General features: G+C 40.9%; 19 protein-coding genes and 1 pseudogene. 12 read left to right on the top strand and 8 right to left on the bottom strand.

The window, feature by feature from the left end:
* Positions 1 to 76: 76 nt before the first annotated feature.
* The 3 genes from ACR5KR_RS01715 to ACR5KR_RS01705 form a co-directional block, all read right to left on the bottom strand.
* Positions 77 to 208, bottom strand: coding sequence for a hypothetical protein (locus tag ACR5KR_RS01715; RefSeq protein ID WP_445628046.1), 132 nt, complete (start codon positions 206 to 208; stop codon positions 77 to 79).
* Positions 199 to 4,179, bottom strand: coding sequence for a DUF2157 domain-containing protein (locus ACR5KR_RS01710; protein ID WP_448265214.1), 3,981 nt, complete (start codon positions 4,177 to 4,179; stop codon positions 199 to 201). Before ACR5KR_RS01710 ends, ACR5KR_RS01715 begins: the two co-directional genes overlap by 10 nt.
* Before the next feature lie 188 nt (positions 4,180 to 4,367).
* On the bottom strand, positions 4,368 to 5,981 hold the full coding sequence (locus ACR5KR_RS01705; RefSeq protein ID WP_448265213.1) for a glycosyltransferase family 39 protein: 1,614 nt from the start codon (positions 5,979 to 5,981) through the stop codon (positions 4,368 to 4,370).
* A 725-nt stretch (positions 5,982 to 6,706) separates the two neighbouring features.
* Between ACR5KR_RS01705 and ACR5KR_RS01700 the strand changes: the two genes are divergently transcribed.
* Positions 6,707 to 7,675, top strand: a complete 969-nt coding sequence (locus ACR5KR_RS01700) for a TauD/TfdA dioxygenase family protein (RefSeq protein ID WP_322665055.1) — start codon at positions 6,707 to 6,709, stop codon at positions 7,673 to 7,675.
* Between the two features lie 163 nt (positions 7,676 to 7,838).
* Entirely contained in the window at positions 7,839 to 8,648 is an 810-nt protein-coding gene (gene modA / locus ACR5KR_RS01695) for a molybdate ABC transporter substrate-binding protein (RefSeq protein ID WP_448265212.1), read from the top strand.
* Positions 8,649 to 8,953: 305 nt separating this feature from the next.
* Here the strand turns inward: modA and ACR5KR_RS01690 are convergent, their stop codons facing one another.
* The 3 genes from ACR5KR_RS01690 to ACR5KR_RS01680 all read right to left on the bottom strand — a co-directional run bounded on the left by ACR5KR_RS01690 (position 8,954) and on the right by ACR5KR_RS01680 (position 10,658).
* Positions 8,954 to 9,511, bottom strand: coding sequence for a peroxiredoxin (locus tag ACR5KR_RS01690; protein WP_445632201.1), 558 nt, complete (start codon positions 9,509 to 9,511; stop codon positions 8,954 to 8,956).
* Between the two features lie 57 nt (positions 9,512 to 9,568).
* Positions 9,569 to 9,811: a regulatory protein SipA gene (sipA, locus tag ACR5KR_RS01685; protein ID WP_322682666.1), complete on the bottom strand. Its 243-nt coding sequence runs from the start codon at positions 9,809 to 9,811 to the stop codon at positions 9,569 to 9,571.
* Positions 9,812 to 10,145: 334 nt separating this feature from the next.
* Entirely contained in the window at positions 10,146 to 10,658 is a 513-nt protein-coding gene (locus ACR5KR_RS01680) for a Spy/CpxP family protein refolding chaperone (protein ID WP_448270051.1), read from the bottom strand.
* A 368-nt stretch (positions 10,659 to 11,026) separates the two neighbouring features.
* Between ACR5KR_RS01680 and ACR5KR_RS01675 the strand changes: the two genes are divergently transcribed.
* From ACR5KR_RS01675 to ACR5KR_RS01665, 3 genes are all read left to right on the top strand, one after another.
* Positions 11,027 to 12,292: a sensor histidine kinase gene (locus tag ACR5KR_RS01675; protein WP_448265211.1), complete on the top strand. Its 1,266-nt coding sequence runs from the start codon at positions 11,027 to 11,029 to the stop codon at positions 12,290 to 12,292.
* Positions 12,292 to 12,954 carry a response regulator gene (locus ACR5KR_RS01670; RefSeq protein WP_448265210.1) on the top strand — a complete coding sequence of 221 codons (663 nt, stop codon included), beginning with the start codon at positions 12,292 to 12,294 and terminating at the stop codon, positions 12,952 to 12,954. The genes ACR5KR_RS01675 and ACR5KR_RS01670 overlap by 1 nt, the downstream gene beginning before the upstream one ends.
* Before the next feature lie 206 nt (positions 12,955 to 13,160).
* Entirely contained in the window at positions 13,161 to 13,664 is a 504-nt protein-coding gene (locus tag ACR5KR_RS01665) for an O-acetyl-ADP-ribose deacetylase (protein ID WP_448265209.1), read from the top strand.
* Between the two features lie 72 nt (positions 13,665 to 13,736).
* On the opposite strand, the gene ACR5KR_RS01660 is transcribed toward ACR5KR_RS01665, so the two are convergent.
* Complete coding sequence (locus ACR5KR_RS01660; protein WP_448265208.1) at positions 13,737 to 14,162, bottom strand: nucleoside deaminase; 426 nt, start codon at positions 14,160 to 14,162, stop codon at positions 13,737 to 13,739.
* 88 nt (positions 14,163 to 14,250) lie between these two features.
* Between ACR5KR_RS01660 and ACR5KR_RS01655 the strand changes: the two genes are divergently transcribed.
* Positions 14,251 to 15,030, top strand: a complete 780-nt coding sequence (locus ACR5KR_RS01655; protein WP_448265207.1) for an ion transporter — start codon at positions 14,251 to 14,253, stop codon at positions 15,028 to 15,030.
* Between the two features lie 123 nt (positions 15,031 to 15,153).
* Here ACR5KR_RS01655 and ACR5KR_RS01650 read toward each other — a convergent pair whose 3' ends face one another.
* Positions 15,154 to 17,286, bottom strand: a complete 2,133-nt coding sequence (locus ACR5KR_RS01650; RefSeq protein WP_448265206.1) for a tetratricopeptide repeat protein — start codon at positions 17,284 to 17,286, stop codon at positions 15,154 to 15,156.
* A 274-nt stretch (positions 17,287 to 17,560) separates the two neighbouring features.
* Here ACR5KR_RS01650 and ACR5KR_RS01645 point away from each other — a divergent pair, with 274 nt between their 5' ends.
* From ACR5KR_RS01645 to ACR5KR_RS01620, 6 genes and pseudogenes are all read left to right on the top strand, one after another.
* Positions 17,561 to 18,259, top strand: a complete 699-nt coding sequence (locus ACR5KR_RS01645) for a rhomboid family intramembrane serine protease (RefSeq protein WP_448265205.1) — start codon at positions 17,561 to 17,563, stop codon at positions 18,257 to 18,259.
* Positions 18,260 to 18,542: 283 nt separating this feature from the next.
* Positions 18,543 to 21,164: a PAS domain S-box protein gene (locus ACR5KR_RS01640; protein ID WP_448265204.1), complete on the top strand. Its 2,622-nt coding sequence runs from the start codon at positions 18,543 to 18,545 to the stop codon at positions 21,162 to 21,164.
* 99 nt (positions 21,165 to 21,263) lie between these two features.
* Positions 21,264 to 21,521, top strand: a pseudogene (locus ACR5KR_RS01635) (addiction module protein).
* Positions 21,522 to 21,526: 5 nt separating this feature from the next.
* Positions 21,527 to 21,808 (top strand): hypothetical protein, encoded by a 282-nt coding sequence (locus ACR5KR_RS01630; RefSeq protein WP_448265203.1) that lies wholly within the window; start codon positions 21,527 to 21,529, stop codon positions 21,806 to 21,808.
* 12 nt (positions 21,809 to 21,820) lie between these two features.
* Positions 21,821 to 23,179 carry a GTPase family protein gene (locus ACR5KR_RS01625; protein WP_445628057.1) on the top strand — a complete coding sequence of 453 codons (1,359 nt, stop codon included), beginning with the start codon at positions 21,821 to 21,823 and terminating at the stop codon, positions 23,177 to 23,179.
* A 155-nt stretch (positions 23,180 to 23,334) separates the two neighbouring features.
* Positions 23,335 to 24,222 carry a carbon-nitrogen hydrolase family protein gene (locus tag ACR5KR_RS01620; protein WP_448265202.1) on the top strand — a complete coding sequence of 296 codons (888 nt, stop codon included), beginning with the start codon at positions 23,335 to 23,337 and terminating at the stop codon, positions 24,220 to 24,222.
* The last annotated feature ends 385 nt before the right edge of the window (positions 24,223 to 24,607 follow it).

Genomic DNA, 24,607 nt, shown 5'->3' with positions numbered 1-24,607 from the left:
GATTTAACAAGAACCTCAGTTCGGGTAAATGAAGTTGAGCTTGTGTTAATGGAATCTGTGTTATTATTTTGTGCTTCTATGCATTAGTCGTTTGCAGAGCGTCTAAAAAGCTTTGGCAAAGCCACCGCTCTTGCTTAATTTTAGAGGTATCTTCAATTTGGGCGATCGCCTGTCTAATGAGTTTAATCTTTAGCTTACCTATTCCCATGATTGAAATTCATCAATGGCGCTACGAATTAAGGAAGTGATTTGAGCGCGACGGGTTTCAAAGTTGGCGGCGATGTAAATCAATAAAATGCCAACTAACAAACCAACTACCCATTTTAAAAAGGAGTACTGCAAGCTGAAAATTACTGATTGATAGATTGTCGTAATTAAAAAAGTCGCTGTACCAATGTAGAGAAAAGCGCGCACTCGCAAAGCTAATCCAGCAAAAATAGCGATGAGACTGAAAATACCCGGTATCCAAGCTGTATTTTGATTAAATAAAATTGCCCACCCACAAATTAAACCACTCCCTAGTACTCTCAGAAAATGACGAGATGTTTTGTACTCTGGTAGCTTCAGTTGGGTATCCACTTGAGCAATATAAAGCAGTGATAATCCAATTGGTGTTACATACCACAAAGTATCAGTTAGGCGTAAGGAATCAAACCAGCGATAAAGTGCCCAATCAATCAACGCCACACTAATATAAGTGAAACGGATATTTTCACCCACTTTTGCTAAAAAGATGTAAAATCCAGCTGCGAGTACTAAGGTTATGGGGTAAGTTTGCAGTCTAGTTTCCCATAAAATTATCAGTGGTGTGATGTATGCAGCTTGTTGCCAAGGTCTTTTAGACCAACCCCAACTTTCCCAAGGTAGGATGTACAAAAAGTAGGCTACCACACAAGCGATCGCCCCATTCCAAGGAACTAATGGCCCAGCCCAAAATCGCCCTACTGCTGTCTCTCGCCAATAAATCCTCATCCCGGCTACCTCTAATAAACCAAGGTAAACCCACATCTCGGCAATTGTAATTCTTCCCAAGATGCTGGGGGAAGTGGGTAAATTTCGTCCCTGAAAGACGGCGTAGCGAATCAAAAATACTCCCGTTCCCAATCCCACCAAACGGTTAACTGCAATGGGTGTAATAATAGCAGCCATTAATAAACAGCTACTCCAAACCCAGTGAATATGAGCAATTCTTTTCAATTCTTGAGGAGTTAGGTGTAAGTAGCTGATTAGCCTTGGCGACAAAATGCGGTAAGCATACATGATACTCGCGCCAAGGGCAGACATGGCAATTAATCCATCACCTAATGCTCCTCCTGAAGCTTGTGACATTTGATAAAACAAAAGTTCATAAGCAGAAATTGATACGCCAATAATTCCTAAATACAGCAAGGGTTTGAAGCTCTGGTGCCGTCGCCCCACGCCAATAATAATTAAAGCTACACCCAAGGAATACAAACCTGTCCACTCGGTAAAGGTGTTCAAACGCAGCAACACACTAAATGCACCATAAATTAATGGCAAAATGTGCAGGCTGCTAGGAAACCTTTCTAATTGATGTCGTCGCCGCCACCACTCGCCAACAAGTTGAGTAATTAAACCCAAGGCGATGTTTGCAATCGCAATTCTCACAATTGAACGTTCCCCCAACCCTAGCACCTGAGCAATCAACAATTCCAAACACCAACCAACACCATAAAATGCCCAATTTGTCGGTTCGCGCCAACTGCGATAAACAATGGCTGCCAGGGTTATTGCAGTGGCAATTAAGAACAAAAATCCTGAAGTCGTAAACCCTTGGTAAATCAGCACTGAATGCAGCGTCAAACTTAATAATTCAACACTACATAAGGCGATCGCCCATTTATCGCTAGCGGCTGCATAGATAACTGCTAATTCGTTACCGCGTCGGCTTAAAATAGTCCGCGCTAACCATAAACTTAGAATTGCGATCGCTCCGACAACAAACCAACCAGCTACCGCGAGGCGAGGTAAACCAGGCACACCCGTCCACAGCAGCGCCCCAATGAAACTTAAAACAAATCCTTCTGTAATTACCGCAGATACTTGGTTGCGCAAATAGCGCGTATTTACAAACATCAATCCAGCACCTACAGCCAAACCGATTAATCTGATTTCTGGTAGTTGTAAAGTTAGTAACTGAGCAATTATTACAGCCAAGACACTCAAGTAACGGCTAGTAAGCCGCCGCTCTATCATTGCGGCATTGGCAACACCCATCAGAGCTAAAGGCGTAATTAGCCATAAGACTCCCCAATCAGATCGGTTATCAGTGATGCCATACCAAGATGATTCTGCATTCATCCACAAGAGGAAAAAACTCGCTGCGGCTAATCCTAAGCCGATATCCCATGCACTACCTTGCCATAGTCCTTCCTGCAAGCTAAATCGCCATTCTGCAACCATGAGAGCCAATAAAATACTTGCCCAACCTTGTTGAGTCAGGCTGGGGAATAACCAATTAATGGTACAGCAAAACGTCAGTATCCCCATGATGTGAGTTAGGTATACCAAAGGAAGGGATGAGGGGGAGCGGCGTTGAGTAACAAATGCCAGAGTGGCGGTAGAAAATAGCAGATTTAGCGATCGCAATGTGGGATTTACGAGAGCGATCGTTGTTAAAAAAGCTCCAAATAACAGGGTAAGCAGTTCGCCAAATTTAGCTAATTCTCGCTTTTGGCGGCGATACAAACTATCTGTAAGCGCCACCATCAAAATTACGTAGGGAAATAAAGCTATACCCAGTAGCGCCCAAGGTTCATTTTGAGAATTGGTGAGTTGGGTACTAGTTGCGATCGCTAATTTCTGTAAGTTATCAGGTACTAATCGCCAACCTAGCCAAATCGTCTCTAAGCCGATGACAAAAGCCCCTGCAAAGTCTCGCTTTAAACTGTACCGCCACAAGCGACTCCCCACAAACCACAAACCCAAACCACTGACAGCTATTGCTTGCCAAGGATAATTTACTACCGATACCACCCAACCCAAAAAGAGTAAAACGCCCCCAAATCTTTCCCAGAGTAAGAGGGATGAAGGAGACAAGGGAGATGAGGGGGATATTAATGTTACTTCCTCTGCTCCCACTTCGGCTACGCTCAGTGACCACCTGCTCCCACTTCGGCTACGCTCAGTGACCACCTGCTCCCCTGCCCTCCTGCCCTGTGCTAACCAAGCGATCGACCAGCCGCAAATGCCAATAGCTAACCCCAACAGTGCGACATCTAACTTGGTAACAAAAATTGCCCGCACCAACAATATTATTAAAGAATAAATAATTACAGCAGCAGGTAAACTAATACTTAAGCTACGGCGATCGTTGCTGACAGTACGAGGCTGTTGGAAAAGATTGTAATAAACGGTAATGATAGTTGTAGCGATCGTTGCCAGATAAACAGCAATTAAGGGAAATCCTCTTAATTGCCAACCCCAATGCAGATAACTCAGCCCTAGAATATTTACCAGAGGTAATTTGCCAGTATGTAAATTGCTAAAAATAGTTCGATTTTTGGAGAGTAAAACAGTTATAGCAGTCAGGGTAGGACAGGCGATCGCAACTACAATCCAATCCACAGGATTTTGCCACAATTTGAAGCTATCCATTGCCCAAAAATTCACTGGCACTAACAAAAGAGTGGCAATCAGCAATGTCTGAGCCGTCAATCTGAGGTTATTTTGCCTAGTCGCCCAAAAGCTTAATCCCCAAAAACTCAAAGTATAAGCAAATAAAACCCCGTACTGTCCAGCAGCCGGAAACTTCGCCCATTGACTAGCAGCCAGTACCCCAGAGGATACAACTACCAAAAAAACCCCTAGAAAAAGTAGCCAACGCACACTCAGTTCTGCCCCCAAGGACTGCAACATTGTGCCGATGAAGTTGGGTTTAGCTGGTTTTTGTTGTGGTTGTTTACCGCTACTAGATTGTAAAGCTGCTACAGGCAACTGCTGCACGGGGTCGGAAGTTGCAAATACTACCTTTGTGTGAGCTTCAGCCTGGGGTTGCAACACCACCGCACACACCAGAAACTCTCGACATAACTGCCTGACTTGGATATCAGATATCAAACCTAAACGCAACCATATATCCAGTCCTTCCAATAATTGAGGATGGGAAGAAGGCAATCTGATTTCAATTTTTAGCGGGCGCTCAAGGGGCGATGACATAAGCGGCAGCAGTACCAGTATATACTGAAATTATTTGTTTAATTAAAGTATATTTTTGCTCTAACTGTGCAACTTATCAGGCTAATTGATATTAATTTTTAACCGCCAAGCGAGATTCAAATGCCAACTATCTGCTTTTAGTTTCCATTTGCAGTCTCCCAGGCGGTAGATGTGCCCGTATCTTGAGTTTAATTAGCTTTTGTTATTTTCCAGAGAAAGTCGTCTACCTGCTGTAACTTTGAGTTATAAATTTTTTCAATTCCAGCTTTTAAGAAGTCAGACGGCTCGAACAAGAATAAAAATATATCACTAAAGCCATTAGTAATCTCTGGTAACTGATTTTTTGCGACAATTTGGAATTGCACTTTTGGATCGATGAAGTTACTAAGTACTTGTAGTGGTGGAATGATGTTATCCTCATCACTAATTAAAAGTGGTTTCTTAGCTTGATTAATAACATGAGCCATTTGAGGATATTTTTGGTATTTTTCAGGGAATTGGTTCCACCAAATCTGCGCTTGAGAGTGAACCATACAAGATACAACCTCGCCCATAACTACCATAACTGCTACAAGTGACCAAAACTTTTTTTGCCAAGCTTTAGTAGAAATAGACGTAATCTTAGTGGTAAATAGGTAAGCAACAGCTAACTGTATCCCTAAAACAGAAGGAAGTGTATATCGACTAGTAGCATATCGCTTTAAAAAAACGAAATCTATTATCAGTAAGGGAAGCCCTACTGATGCAATCAAGGTTAAAACAAATAACCAAACTTTTTTAGAGGTTCTTCGACATACAAAATAAATTGAGTAGCTGATTATAACTAAAAAAATCAAAATCAAAGGAATTAAGAAAAACTTAAGTTTTCCAGGATCGTTAGGACTAATACTTAAATCAAGAAACGCACGACTAAAGATACCAGCCCACCTTATAGCTGACATAAATACTGTTTGTTTAATATTCGCCCAAGTTACTGCTTCTGGCTGAGGATTGGTAATAATAATCCAAATCCAAGGTACAAACGTGATAAAACCCGCAAGCGATGATAGCAGATAATAAATTAATGTTTTACTCAATCGGAAGCGTTCGATTGTAACTACATAAATTCCTTGGGCAAAAGCAACCAAGGTAAAAAATAGATGAGTATAAAACCCTATTAATAATGTTGCTACATAAATGCACCAACTAGCTTTTGTTTGAAGGCGTATGGCTCGCAGCAGGGCTACGCTCGATATTAAAATGGCTACTATTGCTAAACTATACGATCGCGCTTCTTGTGCATACACGATATGAACAGGTGAAACGGCTACCAACCCGATGGCTATCCACCCGACTAGTGAAGACTCAAATAATTCTTGACATAGCCAATAAAGACAAGGAAAGGTAAGCAGACTAATAAATGCCGAAAAACTTCTAATCGCTGCTATAGAATTGCCAAAGCACTCTACCCAAAACCGGGCCATCAAGATGTATAGTGGCAAAATCTGCGAGTCTTCTACAATAACTCCTTTAATTGTATCAATTGCATTTTTTTCAGGGTTAGGATGCTGGTATTTGTGTAAATCTTCTATGCCAATCAAACGACCATTACCTAATTGCTTCCTCATTTCTGACTGCGTATAGCCAGATATGCGTAATGAGGATAAAACTTCATCACCCCAATAAATTTTTTTATCAATATTAACGAAGCGAAAAAATACACCTATTACTAATAAAACTATAATTAAAAAACGTAACCAGTATTTAGAAATAGTCCATTTCTGTGATATTTGCGTTTTCTTTTGTGGTAATTGCTTTTTCATGTAGTTTTCGATCTCCTCAAGGCTTAATTAATCTCGGTAAAAAATCAATTGATAATTTTTTATTAGCCTGTTCTCATGAAAAAAAGCAAATTAGTATCTCTGAATAAAAGAGTAGATGAACATGAAGATTTATCTAATTTACGAATTAAATAAAAAGTCTTATTTTCTGATTAACCAGTATCAAATTGTCTATAAAGATTTTAATTAAAAATTTTTACTCTAAATAATTATTTAAATATTGATTTTGCAGCTTTTGACAATACGTAATTATCATAAATACAATTGTTTCTTTGTCATCCTACAGTATAAATTAATCAAGAAATAAAATACTTGTGTGAAAAATAAAAAGATTTAATAAACTTTATATGAAATAAACCTAAGTAAGTTTGTAGTAGCGAATAACACAGAAAAAAGAGACACTAAGTAAGTCGGCGAGAAAAAAAGCAATAGACCTCTTGGCAAAAGAGCTTTTTGCACTCTTGGGGAAAAGGTTTTGGTTAAAGGGGAAAGGGACTTTTGCAGAACCTTTCCCGGACTAAATCGACTATTGTCACAGCAGTCTAAAATATGGCAAGCAAATACTACGGTAAATCGATCAATTTATAGTAATATGTTTAAACTGCGATCGCTTCCTTTGGTATGTAGCCATTAAGCGCAAGCAACATATCTCAAGTAAACGGACGAGTGCGAACACCGCCCGATCGATCAAACTATGGAGAATTGAGATGAGCAACAAACACATTGAAGTCAAACAGGTAGCAGGTTTCATCGGTGCCGAAATCAGCGGCGTAGACTTGTCGCGTCCTTTGCACGATGATGCAGTCAAAGAAATTCGTCAAGCACTATTGAAGTGGAAAGTCGTGTTTTTTCGCGGTCAAAACATCGATCATGCGGCACAGATTGCATTTACGGCTCGTTTCGGCGAAGTGACTTACGCACATCCCCACGAAGATGAGCCGATTGAAGGCTTCTCAGAAATCTTGCCCATTGACCGCAGCCGTTACGAGCGGCGCAATGGTTTGCGTCGTTCCAGCTACGAGAGCCGTTGGCACACCGATGTTACAGCAGTTGTCAACCCACCTGCGGCATCAATTTTACGTGCGGTTAATGTCCCTAGCTTCGGTGGTGACACACAGTGGACAAATTTAGTTGCAGCCTATGAGGGTCTGTCAGCACCCCTACGGGCATTAGCAGACACATTAAAGGCCGAACATCGCTTCAATGCGCGTTTGAATTTGCCCAGCAACAGCAAGATTGCCCAGCGCATCGCAGCCAATCCCCTGGTTTCAATCCATCCAGTAGTAAGGGTTCATCCTGAGACTGGTGAACGCGCATTGTACGTCAACCCTGGCTTCACCTCGCACATTCTTGACGTATCACGACAAGAGAGCGACCTGTTGCTTGAGTTGTTCTTCAACCAAATTACCAAGCCCGCCTACACCACCCGCTTCCGCTGGAATAACGGTGACATTGCGTTCTGGGACAACCGCGCCACCTCCCATTTGGCCCCTCAAGACTTGGATCATCTGGAAGTCGAGCGCGTTCTCTATCGCACCACTATCACAGGCGATGTTCCAGTTGGGCCCGATGGTTTCCGATCGCAAGTGGTTGAAGGTGAGGCGTTCAACAGCGAACTACCAACCGTATTGAAGAACAAAGCTGAGAAGTTAGAAGCAGTATCAGCACTTTCATAAGCTACAGAGCGGTAAACAAGGGCTGCGCTGTTCGTAGCCCAGTTTACCTACTGAAGTTTTTCGAGCCAGATTTTTACCGATATAGTTGGTTATATATTGGTATCTTTGGTACTATTTTACCTAACGTCAATTTTATGGAAGAAACCCTTCAAACGCCTTTTCTATGAAAAGAAGACAAATTTTTGGCTTTTTGGGTATAGCGATCGCTGGCTTGCTGCTAGCAATTGGTTTACCGTTAGTTCCTCCTTCTCCTGTAATAGCACAGTCGAACACAAACATACTCGTGTCCGCAGCTGCCAGCTTAAAAGAGGCACTAGAAGAAATTAAGCCTTTGTACCAACAAAGTAAATCAAATATCAATATTAATTATAACTTTGGGGCTTCTGGTGCCTTGCAGCAACAAATTGAGCAAGGTGCGCCAGCGGATATCTTTATTTCTGCTGGCAAAAAGCAAGTGGATGCCTTGGAACAAAAAGGACTATTGCTACCAGGTAGCCGTACTAATCTAGCAAATAACCGTCTAGTTTTGATTGTGCCTCAGGATGTTGTTGGCATCTATAGCTTCTACAATTTAACAGATAGTAAGATTAAAAAAATTGCGATCGGTGAACCCAGAAGCGTACCCGCCGGTCAATATGGCGAGCAAGTCTTGAAGAAATTGAAACTTTACGATCGCCTCAAGTCGAAATTTGTCTTTGCTAACAATGTGCGTCAAGTTTTAGCAGCAGTAGAAAGTGGTAACGCCGAAGCAGGTTTAGTTTATGCCACTGATGCCAAAATTTCCAACAAGGTAAAAGTCGTAGTCGCTGCTGATGATAAATTTCATTCCCCAATTGTCTATCCGGTAGCAATAATTAAAAGCAGTAAAAATCCTTCTGCTGCCAAAGAATTTGTCCAGTTTCTATCTGGCGGTGAAGTCAAAACTGTACTCAAAAAATATGGTTTTATTGTGCCCGAAGGAAATAAAAAATAATCACTCTATTTCTTTAGCGATCGCTCTTACAAATTTTAAGAAAGATCCAATTAATGAATAGCCTTTAAGGGGGAGAATTTAGATGTATGCAAGTTCTTCCAGTAGCTAATTTTGAATTAACCGCTTGATTATTGTTAGCCTAAGCCAAGGAGACAAATCCCTAACTTAGGCTAATCATTAGACCTCTTGCAAAAGTGCTTTTTGCACTCTTGGAAAAAAGGGGAAAGGGGAAGGGGAAAAGGTACTGCAAAAGTCCCTTTCCCCTTTAACCTTTACCCTTTTCCCGACTTATGCAATAAGTCTATTTAAGAAGCTGTGGACTGTAATTGTTCTAGTCGTGCCAGCACTTCTGAACTGTGAATAGTTGGGTTGACTTTGACAAAAGTCTCGCGTAAGACGCCTTGAGGATCGATAATGAAACTGTGGCGCATAGATAAAAAGCCGAGCCACGAACCGTAAGCTTTGCTCACTGAACCATCAGTGTCAGCCAACAGGGGGAATTTTAGTCCTTCTGAATCGCAAAATTTGGCGTGAGAATCAATGTCATCAGCACTAACGCCAATAATCTGGGTATTTTTTTCGAGATATTGGGGTAAGTCTTGCTGAAAACGACGAGCCTCTATAGTACAACCAGAGGTGAAGTCTTTAGGATAGAAGTACAGGACTAGCCATTTACCGCGCAAGTCAGAGAGGGAAATTTTGCCATCACCTGTGTTGGTTGGCAAAGTAAACTCAGGTGCGGGTTGATTAATTGCCGGAAGTTTACCACCCATAGCATCAGCAACAGGGGTAAAATTCAGCCAGCTGATGATAGAAATACAGCTGGCAAATAATATGCTTAAAAAAGTGCGGCGGGAAATCATGGTGGAAACCAGAATCACAACTTTACACAAGTTTACAATTCTTGGTTGCGAGAAATCTTATTCTAAGTGAGATTCGGCAGGGGTATCTGTACTTTCGATATATTGACTATCTAGGAGAAAGACCCCCCTAGCAAAGCGAATCCCCCAATATCCACCGGGTCTGCGGTCAATGACTATACCTTCTTCGCCCATGTGAATTACATTAGGGGGACGTAGCATGGGCATAGGTTCAGCAGTTTTGACATAAGCTGGTAGCGCCACAACACGGACTTTACTACCAATTGCGAATTCTTTTGACATTTTAATCAAGCTAGGAGTTTTGAATTAACTCATAACTCAAAACTAGCTTGAAAGTCTACTAAATTAGACCTCTTGCAAAAGGTACTTTTGCAAGAGGTAGGGAAAGGGGGAAAGGTTAAAGGGGAAAGGAAAATTTGATCCTTTTCCCCTTTGCCCCTTTCCCTTTACCCGACTTCTGCAAGAAGTCTATTGAGTAAGGGAATAAATAGGGAAAGGGAAAGGGGATGAAGTTTTTCCCCTTTCCGCATCTTCTGCAAGAAGTCTATATAATCTCTTTTGGGATTGAGATGGGCGAGTACTGCCCACCCCTGAATTATTATTTTTTGAAAGATGATTATTGAGGATTGCCTTGTTGACGGCGTGAAGGAGCATTTTGACGGAATTGCTCTAATTTTTGACGCTGTTCTGCGGTTAAGACTGCTTGAATCTGTTGTTTCTCAGACTCGCGGATTTGTCGCATTTGGGTTTTTTGGGCTTCAGTTAGATTTAAGTCAGCAAAACCACCCTTTCCTCGACGTTGACCGGGTTGCCGTTGACCTGTTTGCCCCTGAGCTTTACGTGCTTGCCATTCAGCCCGACGTGCTTGTTTGGCTGCCTCTAATTTTGCTTTTTGTTCTGGGGTCAAAACTGCTTCAAATTTGGCGCGGCTATCGCGGCGAATCGTCTGAATTTGGGCTTTTTGGGTATCTGTTAGACCCAAATCTTTCCAAGGGCCTCTTTCTTTTTGTGGAGTTTGGGCAAGTAACAGGGGTGAAGGAGAGGCTGTTTGAGCGTGAACAGCAAAGGAGGTTGCAGTTAAAGTGAGAGCGATCGCGGAAGCAACTAGCGATAATGCTTTGAGTTTCATTACTTGTGTGGTGGGTTTTTCCTGGTTGGATGCCACCATCATAAGAACTTATCTTCAGCAGTTACATGAGGAGAAAGTCATGGTTATACCCATGACTAAAGTCATGATTGACAAGAGATAGTTAGAAGTTAGAAGTTAGAAGTTAGGAGTTAGGAGTTAGAAATTATGAAAATTTTGATTATGATGATTTTATAAGTCATTATTTAGCTGATTATCTAACGGGTTTGTTCTTTGAATTTGCTTTTGATTTCTCACTCAACGAAAAAATTAAGTGATGAAAGCATCTGCTAAAATATTCTAAATTATTAACTTTTAATTCCTAACTTATAACTCATAACTCATCACTTCTAACTGGAGCAACGCGACTAATGAGTCGTCCAATTGAAATTAAGAAACATCCTTTTCCGTCTCTGCTTTATCTGGAGTGGACATTACTGGCAATCACTGCATTGACAGCTGTTATACCACCTCCGTTACGGCGATTTCGTCCTAAGCCTCCAGAGCTATCAATTTGTAGTGCATTTCCAGACTTGTCAGTTTGTAGCATATTGCCAGAACTATCAATTTATAGTCTGATTATTTTTGCGGCAATGGGCTTAACATTACCTAGAAAGAATCAGACAACTAAGGTAATATATACAGTCATTGAAATTTTATTAATTTTAATAATTGGACTTTTTGGGGAAAGATTTGCTCGGCTTTTTCCTTTTCTCTATATAATTTTAGTGACTCGCAGTTGTCTGATTTTTCAATTAAATGGGCGCTTATTCGTTACAGCTTTGTCATTTGCTTTATTTTTAGTTACTACACAACTAAAATATCAATTATTCAATTTTCAAGCATCGCCGCAGGCACAAGAGCGATATCGATTTTTGATTTTGAATTCGTCGCTAGTATTTGGCTTAAGTTTGGTTTTTGTATTATTGATGATGAATGCAGTTTTGTCTGAACGGCAAAGTCGAGAAAAGCTAGCTCTTGCTAACGACAAACTCCGTCAATATGCTATGCAAATTGAAAATCAAGCTACCCTAGAAGAACGTAACCGTATTGCTCGTGAAATTCATGATTCATTAGGACACTCTCTGACTGCTTTAAATCTGCAATTAGAAACTGCTTTAAAACTATGGCAATCTAACCCAGGTAGAGCTGAAACATTTCTTGCAACTGCAAAGGAATTAGGTTCAAAAGCGCTAAAAGATGTTCGTCAATCTGTTTCTACTATGCGTTCTAATCCATTACAAGAACAATCTTTAGAAGATGCGATCGCTAGTCTTTCAGAAAATTTTCATCGCTTTAATGGAATATTACCAATTTATCAAATCAACCTGGAATATTCTCTACCACCTGAAATAAATACTGCTATTTATCGAATTACTCAAGAATCTTTAACTAATATATCTAAATATGCAGATGCCACAGAGGTAAAATTGGAACTCACTACGACTAAAAGCAATTTGCGATTGATAATTCAGGATAATGGTAAAGGTTTTGATGTTGGGCAAAATACTACTGGTTTTGGACTTCATAGTATGCGCGATCGCACTTTAGCACTTGGGGGTCAGTTTAATATTAATAGCACTCTTGGCTCTGGCTGCAAAATTACAGTTAATATTCCATTAACAAGGTTAACATAATGATTAAAGTATTGCTGGTAGATGACCAAAGTTTAATTCGTCAAGGATTAAGAGCATTATTGGAATTAGAACCAGATTTAGAAATAGTTGGAGAAGCAGAAAACGGCGAACAAGCGATTAATTTTGTTGCAGAATTTCAGCCAGATGTAATCTTGCTAGATATCAGAATGCCGATTATGGATGGAGTTGCAGCCACAAAGGAGATTCAAAAACGTTTTGCCAAAACTAAGATTTTAGTACTAACGACTTTTGATGATGATGAATATGTGTCAGCAGCTTTAAAAAATGGGGCTATGGGTTATTTATTGAAAGATACACCATCAGAGGAATTAGCTGTTGCTATTCGTGCCGTTCATAAAGGATATACTCACTTGGGCCCAGGTATAGTTAAAAAGCTGTTAACTCAATTTTCTCCTGTTGCACCAACTCATTCACCGCCTTTACCATCTAGTTTAGCTGAACTGACTCCTAGAGAAAAAGAGGTTTTGCGATTAATTGCTACAGGTGCTAGTAACCGAGAAATTGCTCAGAAACTCTACATTTCTGAGGGAACAGTAAAAAATCATGTTACGAATATTTTAAACAGATTAAATTTGCGCGATCGCACTCAAGCTGCGATTTGGGCAAATACATATTTATCGTATTTGAATGAACCTAGTTAAATAATTCGTAATTCTTCAAAAATGAAAAAATCATAACTTAAGTATTGACAAAATAGATAAAAAAATGCATTAAATAGATCGGAAAAAGTAGGCGATCGCTTATCACCTTAAGCAGACCGATGGTTAAGCTTGAAGTTCAAACTGTATATTATTTTACACTACAATTGTAGTGTAAAAATTAGTCTTGATTACGTTTACATTGTTTTATGGAAGTGATTTTGGGTGATATCACAAAGTTAGAAGTTGATGCTATTGTCAATGCTGCAAATACTAGTCTGCTTGGTGGTAGTGGCGTAGATGGAGCAATACACAAGGCATCTGGCTCGAACCTAGTTGATGAGTGTAGGTCACTTGGAGGATGTCAGATTGGCGATGCTAAACTAACCAAAGGATATCGCTTACCTGCAAGTTTCATCATTCATACCGTAGGCCCAGTATGGCGAGGAGGTAATCACAGAGAACCTGAACTTCTTGCTCAGTGTTATTATAAATGTATGCAAATTGCCGCAGATAAAGAGTTTAAGAGTTTGGCATTTCCTTGCATTAGTACTGGCATTTATAGATATCCTAAAACTTTAGCAGCTGAGGTGGCAGTGAAAATATGCGATGAACAGCTACAAAAAAATGGTCGTCCCCAAAGAATAATTTTTTGCTGCTATGACCCAGAAAATTATGGAATATATGCGAATATTTTAGGACTTACGCATTAGACCAAAGATAAAGAACAAGATTTTTCGAGTTACTTTGGAAGAACTACTCCTAAAAATAAGTTTTTTAGTAGCTTATTTAAATAGCTCCAAACATTCATTTTTTAAAATGTTTTTTGTAACTTTTATTTTTCGAGATGACTTATCGATTACCTCTTCACAAGATATATTAATTTGTGATTGATTTACATTAATTAAATCTTGAATTGAAGCACCATATACAATTTCTGATAAACCACTCCAAACACAAGCAGTTGCACACATCGGACAAGGTTCGCCAGTTGTATATATGCTATAACCTTCTAAAGAGGGGTTTTTCAGTTTAGCTGTTAAACTACGAATAGCATTGATTTCTGCATGGGCTGATGGATCGTTGTCTCTCTTTACAGTATTATGAGCTACGACAACGACTTCGTTATCTTTAACAATCACTGCACCGTATGGTGCATCGCCTTTTTTTGCTTCTGCCAATGCTAAACGCATAAAAGATTCTGGGTTCATATAAGCTGAGGTTAACATCAGGATAATGGTTAATCATATCGTATTTCTAATGTTATAACTGGGAATTAAGATGTTTTAATAGTCGAATATGTTATTGAGCAGACAAGAAACAGAATTTTACTTAGAAGACCTAGAAACACCAATAGGTAAAGCGATTAATTTAACCCTTGCCTCTTTGGTACTAATATCATCAGGAATTTTTGTGGCAGAAACATATAATATTCCTGATTATATGCGGTTTCAGTTAAATGTAGCTGATACTGCGATCGTCATCATCTTCGCTGTGGAATATTTGCTTCGCCTGTGGAGTGCGGAAAACAAAATTAAGTATATTTTTAGCTTTTATTCGATTATTGACTTAATGGCGATTCTGCCATTTTTTCTCGGTATGGTAGATATTAGCTTTATCCGACTATTACGATGGTTTCGGATTTTACGATTAATTAGATTTATAGATAGAAAGTTTTTATTCGTTAGTATCAGCAGTGAAGATGGGATGATTTTTGCGCGAATATTATTTACGTTATTTACAATTGTTTTTATTTATTCTGGCTTAATTTATCAAGTCGAGCATCCGGTTAATCCTGAAAATTACGGTACATTTTTGGATGCATTTTACTTTTCTGTTGTCACAATGACAACTGTAGGATTTGGTGATGTTATTCCAATTTCGGAATCAGGACGCTTGCTAACAGTATTGATGATTTTTACCGGAATTGCATTGATTCCTTGGCAAGTGGGAGATTTAATTAAACAAGTAGTGAAAACTGCTAATCAGATAGAAATAGTTTGTTCAGGTTGTGGTTTAGCTTTCCATGATGTAAATGCTGGGTTTTGTCAAAGGTGCGGGACTAAGTTACCTAAGTAGTCTGCCAATGGTGAAATTAAATATGCATTATCTATAATCCTTGGAGAAATGTAGCACTGCTACGTCTCTCCATTCTTTTTAACTCCTATAGGATATCTCCCTTGATGAAAACCCAGGTTCAGTTTAAGGTGTCGTCTGCGGTGGATTGGTGGAATTAGGAAATGGAAGAGTTGGTACAATTACAGGTACAGGCTTTGCTTTTTCGCCTTGCAGTTGAATTTGGGCTTGATTGCGGCCCTCTATTGCTTGTTGGTAGTTAGGCTTGTATTTTATTGCTCGATCGTAAGAAGCGATCGCATCTTGAAACCGTTTTAAATTTAATAGAGCGTTGCCTCTACTATACCAGCTTTCGGAATGGTCTGGTTTATAACGAACTGCCTTATTATAAGACGCGATCGCATCTTCGTATTTCTGCAATATGTATTGCGAATTTCCCAAATTATACCAGAGTTGATAGTCATTTTGCTTAATTGTCGCCGCTTTATTATAAGCTTTTATTGCTTCTTCATAGCGTTGATTTTGATGCAGCGACCATCCCAAATTATACCATGCTTGATAGTTTTTGGGACTGTATTTAATTACTTGATTAAAAGATTCAATCGCTTCGGGATAACGTCGTAAATTCAGCAGTATATTACCTCTAGATAACCAAGCTTGATAATAATCTGGCTGATATTGCACCGATTTATCATAAGCTGTAAATGCATCTTGATAGCGGTTTAAATTGACTAGTGCATTCCCCAAATTATACCAAGCTTGCTCGTAGTCTGGTTTTAAATCTACGACTTTTTGATAGGCGGCGATCGCTTCTTCATATTGCCTAGAATTCTGCAAAGCTAATCCTTTTTTATACCAAGCTTCGTAATTATCTGGTTTGAGTTCAATTGCCTTTTCATAAGACTTAATTGCCTGATCGTATTGGTTTAAATTACTGAAAGCTTCACCCCTAGCATTCCAGACTTCTGAGTTGTCATTCTTTAATTCTAAGGCTTTGTCAAAAGAGGCGATCGCTTCTTGATATCGCTGTAAATTTCCCAATACAGTACCACGTCCAATCCAAGCATCTAAATAATCTGGCTGAATTTGAATTGCTTTATCATAAGCCACTAATGCGTCTTTGTATTTTCTTAATTTATTTAGTGTTTTGCCTTGACCATTCCAAGCTTGAGGATAATCTGGTCTAAGATTAACGGCTTTTTCATATACTTCTAGCGCGTCTTGATAGCGTTGTAAATCAAAAAACGTATTTCCTTGTTTAGATAATTCTATAGCATTATTTGAATTAATGTAATGCCAAATAAATATTGATGCTACTACACCAACAGCAAAGAAAAATATTGTTAGTAAAATTTTACCTAAAAGACCTTTTTTTGGTTCAGGTTTGTTGATATTTTTTGGTGGAGGAGGAGTTAACGCGATTGTCTGAACAGGTGGTCGTGTTACCTCCTTCAGCGCTTGTAATGCCACCGTTGCTGAAGGATAGCGTTGCCGAAAGTCGTAGCACACCATTCTATCTAAAAATTGAGCAAATTCTAGTGTTACCGTGGCTTTATCGTGCCAGATAATTTCATTAGTATCAGCATCTTTGACTATTTCTTCAGCTGATAATCCAGTGAGAGCTTGAATAGCAATTATTCCCACAGCATAGATATCACTACTTAATTTTGGCGTACCATGAGCTTGTTCGCTAGGAATATATCCAGGCGTACCGATAGCTACTGTTGCTAAAGTTTGACCTTGAGGAGTAATAACTTGAGTTGCAATTTGTTTTACAGCACCAAAATCAATTAAAATTAGTTTGCCATCTGGTTGGCGTCTAAGAATATTGTGAGGATTGACATCACGATGAATTACATTTTGTTGATGGACAAATTCTAAGATTGTCAAAAGTTCTTGTAAAAGTGAAATGACTTCTTCTTGACTGAGGATTTTACCTGATGTTAATTCTTGACTCAGGTCGTGACCTTCGATTAATTCCTGTACAAGATAGAATTCGGCATTTTCCTCAAAGTAAGCTAAAAGTTGGGGAATGCGATCGTGAGTTCCTAATTTATACAGAACTTGTGCTTCCGTATCAAATAAACGTCTAGCTGTTTCCAAAGTTACCGGATCGCTTGCCTGAGGTTTGAGTTTCTTAACAACACATAGAGGTGAACCAGGTAATTGGGTATCACAAGCCACAAAAGTTTCACCAAAACCCCCACCTCCCAAGTTACTAATAATTTGGTATCTTCCTACAAGTGTGTTTCCTAGCATCTTGTTTGCCTAGTTAAGTGCGATGCGATCTGATTTCAATCTTGCCACACGTTAAGGGGAAGTGAGGGAGTGAGGGAGTTAGGGGACAAGGGGACAAGGGGACAAGGGGACAAGGGGACAAGGGGACAAGGGGACAAGGGGGACAAGGGGGAATTATTGACAAATCTCTCCCAAGTCTCCCCCCTCTTCCTTGTCTACCTTGTCTCTTCTCAATACCCAATGACCAATGACAAATGACCAATGACAAATGACAAATGACAAATGACAAATATATATGATTCCTATTAGTGATAACATTCGTTGTCGAAATAAACCAATTATTAATTACTGGTTGATTGGCATTAACCTGGCTGTATTTTTATGGGAACTTCAACTAGAGTTTAGCGGTCAATTAGGTTATTTTGTCAATACTTGGGGTATGATTCCAGCGCAGATTAGTGGAGCAGTTACCAATGCTCTCTTTTTCAACTCTGCTGCTTGGATAGTTGTGATTTGGCGGGTATTTACCCTATTTTTTGGGATATTTCTGCACGGCAGTTTTAGTCAAATATTAGGAAATTTACTATTTTTGTGGGTTTTTGGGAAAACTGTAGAAAATCTTCTCGGACACAGACGCTATCTAGGATTTTATCTGGCTGCTGGGGTAGTGACAGGTGTAATACAAATTCTGCTTGAACCGAGTTTGACAGTTCCATTGATTGGGGCAAATGGTGCGATCGCAGCTATTTTAGGAGTATACGTTATGAAGTTTCCTAAAGCTACAATTGACACTGTTTTGCCGCTAATAATCTTGTATATCCCGATCCAACTACCAGCCCTTTTCTATATATTTTGGTGGTTTGTACAACAATTATTTTATGGTATCGGCAGTTTAAATATTCCTCCTGTTGGCGTAAATCAATCGGGTGTTGTCGTCTTAGGGCAGGTTGTGGCATTATTAATTGGTGTAGCTTTCATCCGATTAAAGAAATAAATTTTAATTTAGCTATCTAGCCATTATTTCTACGGTGGGCACTATTAACTGACTGAGATCGCAAAGCTCAATTATGATATTTTGGCAGTGCTTACCCTACAGTTCTTGAAACTCATATATACCTTTCGACTGAAATATATAAATTGTTTTTGCTTAATCAAGCATAATTAATCAAAAGCTTACGCTGTATGAAATTTTAATTTTTAATTTCTAATTCCGCCTTGCCGTACTAGGGAATACCTACTCTTCAAGTCGATATTGTTAAACATTAGCGGTGTACAATATGCAAAATGTTGATAAATTTAACTTTCAACTTACTGAGGAATTAGCAGTGTTGCGGCAGCGGGTAGCTGATTTAGAGCAATCAGAGAGATTTTATCAACAAAGGCAAGCAGCACTAGAAGAACAACTAACAGAACTAAAAAGAAAGCTGGCAGTAGAAGTAGAAAAGCCTGATATTAAAGTTCAAGAATCATCTGTGGATCTCATGCCAACAGAGGTAGCAGTAATTTTAGAGCAACTCCAACAAGAAATTGCGACGCGACAGCAGCTAGAAGTATTTCTTAGGGAGAGTGAAGAACGGCTGAAGCTGACTCTAGAGGTATCGCAGATGGGCTTGTGGGATTGGAATATTGTTACCAATCAAGTCATTTGGTCGGAAAATTATGAACTGCTTTTTGGTCTAGTTCCAAGTAGTTTTGACAGTCCTTATGAGACGTTTCAAAAGTGCGTTCATCCTGAAGATAGCCAATCTGTAATGCAAGCGATCGCCCACGCTTTCACACAAAAGACTGACTATAATGATGAATTTCGTATAGTTCGCTCAGACCAAAGTACGCATTGGATTTCTGCCAAGGGAAAATTTATCTATAACGCTCAAGGGCAAGCGGTGCGAATGATCGGCGTTTGTATGGAAACGACTGTGTGTAAGCAGGCAAAAGAAAGTACTCGCGAACTCACAACACAAGTCCAAGAACAGGCAAATATTTTAAATGCCATCCTCACCGCCTCAGTCGATCATATTTATATCTTTAATCGTCAAGGTTGTTATCAGTATGTTAGTCATGATGCAGCGATTGTACTAGGTTTAAATCCCCAAGATATGATCGGCAAAACTTTGCCAGAAATGGATTTCCCCACCGACTTAATAACCCAGGTAGAAAATCAACGACTTGCTGTGATGAAAACTGGGCAACCGATTAAAGATGAGTGTAAATATGTTACTCGTGATGGCGTACATTATTATGAATATATTCTCACACCATTACGGAATGTTGACCAAACTATTGAAGGTGTAATTACTGTTTCTCGCGATATTACCGAACACAAACGGGCAGAAAAAATTTTACGTGAAAGTGAAGCGCGATTTCGACGTTTGTTTGAATCTAACCTGATTGGGGTCGCTTTTTGGAATGTGCATGGCTTTGTGATTGATGCCAATGATGCCTTTCTGCAACTAGCTGGTTACACTCGCGATGAATTTGCTACTTTAGGCAGAATTAATTGGAGAGAACTTACTCCTGTTGAGTATCAGGATTCAGACGATCGCGCCCTTTTGGAGGTGCAAACCACCGGAGTTTCCAAAATTTATGAGAAAGAATATATCCACCGCAACGGTAAGCGAGTACCGATTGTTTTAGGGATAGCTTTACTGAATGATTCCCAAGAACATGGTGTTGCTTTTGTACTGGACATCACCGAGCGCAAATTGGCTGAACAAGAATGCGATCGCCTACTCGATCGCGAAAAGACAGCACGGCAACAAGCAGAAATCGCCAACAAAATTAAAGATGAATTTCTGGCGGTTCTCTCCCACGAACTGCGCACCCCACTCAACTCCATTCTGGGATGGTCGAAAATGCTGCGGACTCGCAAGTTTGATGAAAAAACTACTCACCATGCCTTAGAAACCGTTGAACGCAACGCGAAATTACAAACCCAGCTAATTGAAGATTTGTTGGATGTTTCGCGCATTCTCCAAGGAAAATTAAACTTGAATATCTGTCCTGTCAGCTTGGTAATGGTAGTTGAAGCAGCACTAGAAACGGTAAAACTAGCAGCACAAGCCAAATCAATTCAAATTCAGACTGTATTTGATGCCAGTTTGGGACAAGTGATGGGCGACCCAAATCGGCTGCAACAAGTTGTGTGGAACTTGCTTTCTAATGCGGTAAAATTTACACCAACAGGCGGACGGGTAGAAATTCGACTCATGGAAGCTGGTAATCAGGCTCAAATTCAGGTCAGCGATACAGGTAAGGGAATTAGCCTAGACTTTTTGCCTTATGTGTTTGATTACTTTCGTCAAGCTGATGGCACAACTACTCGGACATTTGGTGGACTAGGTTTAGGACTAGCGATCGTGCGTAAGGTTGTAGAAATGCATGGGGGAAATGTTCAAGCCGAAAGTCTTGGAGAAGGATTGGGTGCAACCTTCACTGTCGAGTTACCGCTTTTGCTTAGAAGCGAACAGGTTTGGGGTGAAGAGAATCAGTCTTCATATTCAGAGCCGGAATCTTCGCTGCTTGCAGACACTCAAGTTTTGGTAGTAGACGATGAACCAGATATCCGCGATTTAGTTACCTTTATTTTGCAAGACTACGGCGTGCAAGTAACCGCCGTATCATCAGCACAGGAGGCATTACAAGCACTATCTGAGTCGATACCAGATGTTTTAATTAGCGATATTGGAATGCCAAAAACAGACGGTTATATGCTAATGCGTGAAGTGCGATCGCGATCCCCCCAACAAGGAGGAAACGTCCCAGCGATCGCTCTGACAGCCTATGCAGGGGAAATGAATCAGCAACAAGCATTAGCCGCAGGATTTCAAATGCATATCTCCAAACCAGTAGATCCAGATGTATTGATAAAAGCGATCGTTGATTTGATTGAACCAAGTTAATACTAGATTGGCGTCCGTCGGCTGTCTATCACTTTAGTGTTGTACGATGTCTACTGCTTTCCTGCTAGACTCTGAATAGCCCTTATGCTTTTAGAAATTATGGCATCTGTTGAGCAGATTAAAGAAGCCTTAACTTTGCCCAGTGCAGCGAGAGCATTGTTGGCATAAAAGCTGGTTGAAAGTCTTGAATTTGATGTAGACGAAACACTTCAAACACTGCGGACAGACGAAGCCAAAAAGCGTAGAGATGAAGTTCGTAGCGGTGCAGTTTCACCCATTCCTGGAGAGGAAGCGTTAGCTAGAGTAAGACAAAACCCAGATTGTAGAGACGCGATTTATCGCGTCTTGAAAGATTAATCGCATTGTTAGTCGATGCAATCGCATTGTTAGCCGATGCAATCGCATTGTTAGTCGATGCAATCGCATTGTTAGCCGATGCAATCGCATTGTTAGCCGATGCAATCGCATTGTTAGCCGATGCAATCGCATTGTTAGTCGATGCAATCGCATTGTTAGCCGATGCAATGGCATTGTTAGTCGAAACAATCGCATTGTCAATCGAAACGCGATCGCCCAAGAACACTACTAAAGATACTAGTTATCCCTTTGAGAATCGCTATAAGATGACAAAAAGGGTCTTCTAGATTTGGATGAAAATGACTGAGCAACGTGATGCTGATTTACCATCTACTGATTCTCAGCAATTGAGCGAACCGACCGATGAAGCGACTACCAAATCGGTTGATAATTCCTGGAAAAATCGGATTGCTGGTGTCTGGAACAAAGCAACAACACGTCTAACGCAACTTTTGCCCGGAGAACAAGTGGCACAGACAGTTGTCGAATGGTTTAATGTGAGCGATACTCAGGTTGCAGAGATTTTAGAGAAAATCCGAGCCGAACTGCCAACTACAGAAGCCCTTTTAATTGGTAAACCTCAAGCCGGAAAAAGTTCTATTGTCAGAGGATTGACAGGAGTTTCTGCTGAAATTGTCGGTCAAGGATTTCGCCCACACACACAACACACCCAACGCTATGCCTATCCTTCAAATGAGGTGCCATTACTTATTTTTACTGATACGGTGGGGCTGGGTGATGTCAAACAAGATACTCAAGCAATTATTCAAGAGTTAGTTGGCGATTTACAACAGGAAACTCGTTCCGCCAGAATCCTACTTTTGACTGTCAAAATTAATGATTTTGCAACTGATACTCTACGACAAATTGCTCAACAACTGCGCCAGAAGTATCCAGACATTCCCTGTTTGTTGGTAGTTACCTGCTTGCACGAAGTTTATCCTGGCGATACCGTCGATCATCCCACCTATCCGCCAGATTATCAGGAAGTCAACCGCGCATTTGCCGCAATGCAACAAGCCTTTGCAGGAATAAGCGTTGGCGAAGCCTCTCCGAAGGAGATTCGCTCTGTACTGATTGACTTTACCTTAGAAGAAGATGGCTACACTCAAGTATTTTATGGCTTAGAAGCACTGCGAGATTCTTTAGCAGAACTACTCCCAAAAGCAGAAGCCCAAGCGATTTATCAGCTATTAGATCGAGAAGAAGTTGGCAAACAAATTGGCAACCTTTACCGAGATACTGCCCGCCGTTATATTTTGCCATTTGCGATCGTGTCTGCAACTCTGGCTGCCGTACCTCTACCATTTGCTACAATGCCCGTACTGACTGCCTTGCAAGTATCAATGGTGGGACTGTTGGGTAAATTATATGGGCAGACAGTTACTCCATCTCAGGCGGGAGGCGTTGTGAGTGCGATCGCAGGAGGTTTTTTAGCACAGGCAATTGCCAGAGAATTAATTAAATTTATACCAGGTTTTGGGAGTGCGATCGCCGCTTCTTGGGCAGCCGCCTATACTTGGGCACTAGGGGAAGCTGCCTGCGTTTACTTTGGCGATCTAATGGGAGGTAAGAAACCCGATCCCCAGAAAATTCAGTTAGTGATGCAAGAAGCATTTCAAGCGGCGCAAGAACGGTTTAAGGGGATTAAACGTTAAGAGTAGTTGCAATCCGGTTCGGGTGATTACAACATCTGAATTGGACAATTATATAGATAGCGATATGAGTTAGATAATTGTAATATTCATTAAAATGATAAACAAAATAAATCAAGTCTTTTTCCAGAATATAAATTAACGTGAGTTCGACAGCGATGCTGGAACCGAAACGTCTACGGATGGCGGTAGCGCAAACCACACTCCGCGAAAATCCTAGCAATAGCGTTCAACTGCGCGAGAGCGGACGCGAGATACGACACCTGATGTGCAAGGCGCATGAAGCGGACGCGAGGCTCGTGCATTTCCCAGAGGGAGCCACCTGCTCTCCGCATAAGCGCATCATGTCCATCGATGGGCCCGAAAAGGTTGGCCCAGCAGACTGGGATCGGGTTCAATGGGACGTTCTCCAACAGGAGTTGAATCAGACGGCTGCTTTGGCGCAAGAGCTGCGGCTCTGGGTCATTCTCGGCTCACTGCATCGCTTGACACCACCGCACCGTCCGCATAACAGCTTGTACGTCATCTCGGATCGAGGCGAGGTAGTGACGCGATACGACGAGCGGATGCTGTCGAAAACCAAGCTGGCCTTCATGTACACACCAGGCTCGCTCCCGGTCACATTCCAGATTGACGGTCTGCGGTTCGGGTGTTCGGTTGGCATGGAATGTCAGTTCGCAGAAGTATTTAGCGAGTACGAGCGGCTCAATGTCGATTGTGTTCTGTTCTCGACCGCAGGCCCGGGCACGCTGAATAACAGGGGGATGTTTGCTATCCAGGCGCAGGCACTCGCGGCGACGAACAGCTACTGGGTCAGCTATGCCGCGCCCGCGCAAAATGAAGGCGCACCGTCGGGTTTGATTTCACCTCGTGGGGAATGGCTTGGGCAATGCCCACAGCAAGGTGAACCTATGGTGGCGATCGTTGACTTGGATGAGAGCGAGCCAAACCTCGCACGACTATGGAGGCGCAAGGTTCGGACTGGGATTTACCAGCCGCACCTCGTCTGCAACGACGCTCGGAGCGACGACCGTAGAACCTTTTGAGCAGGCTACGAACAGCCGTTACCTGTAGGAGCTAGCAAACATAAATGCATTGCTCTGGCTAACAAGACTGTTTTTAGGTCAAGTTATCTGCAATTGGAACTGTAGCCTAGCTCAAATTAACTACAGATCAGATCGAGTTAACGCGAGTTCGACATTAGGAAAAAGCAAAAAGCTTGCTAGATATGAATTTGCATAATTGGGTAAGCCAAAGCGCTATATCATGTCCGCATAAATTAATTATGCGGACATGATATTATTTGGTCAAAAGTTTATGTTTTTGGACTATTGACCCCAGGCAACGGAAGTCTCGGCTTTACTCTGGACAACCTCTACAATTTGGCTATGCCTTTCTTGAGAGTAAGTAAAGCTTTCTGAAATCCATTCT

Source organism: Nostoc sp. DSM 114159 (genome assembly GCF_053470285.1).
Note: the sequence above shows the minus strand (reverse complement) of the source record. Positions and strands in the feature narration are given on the sequence as shown.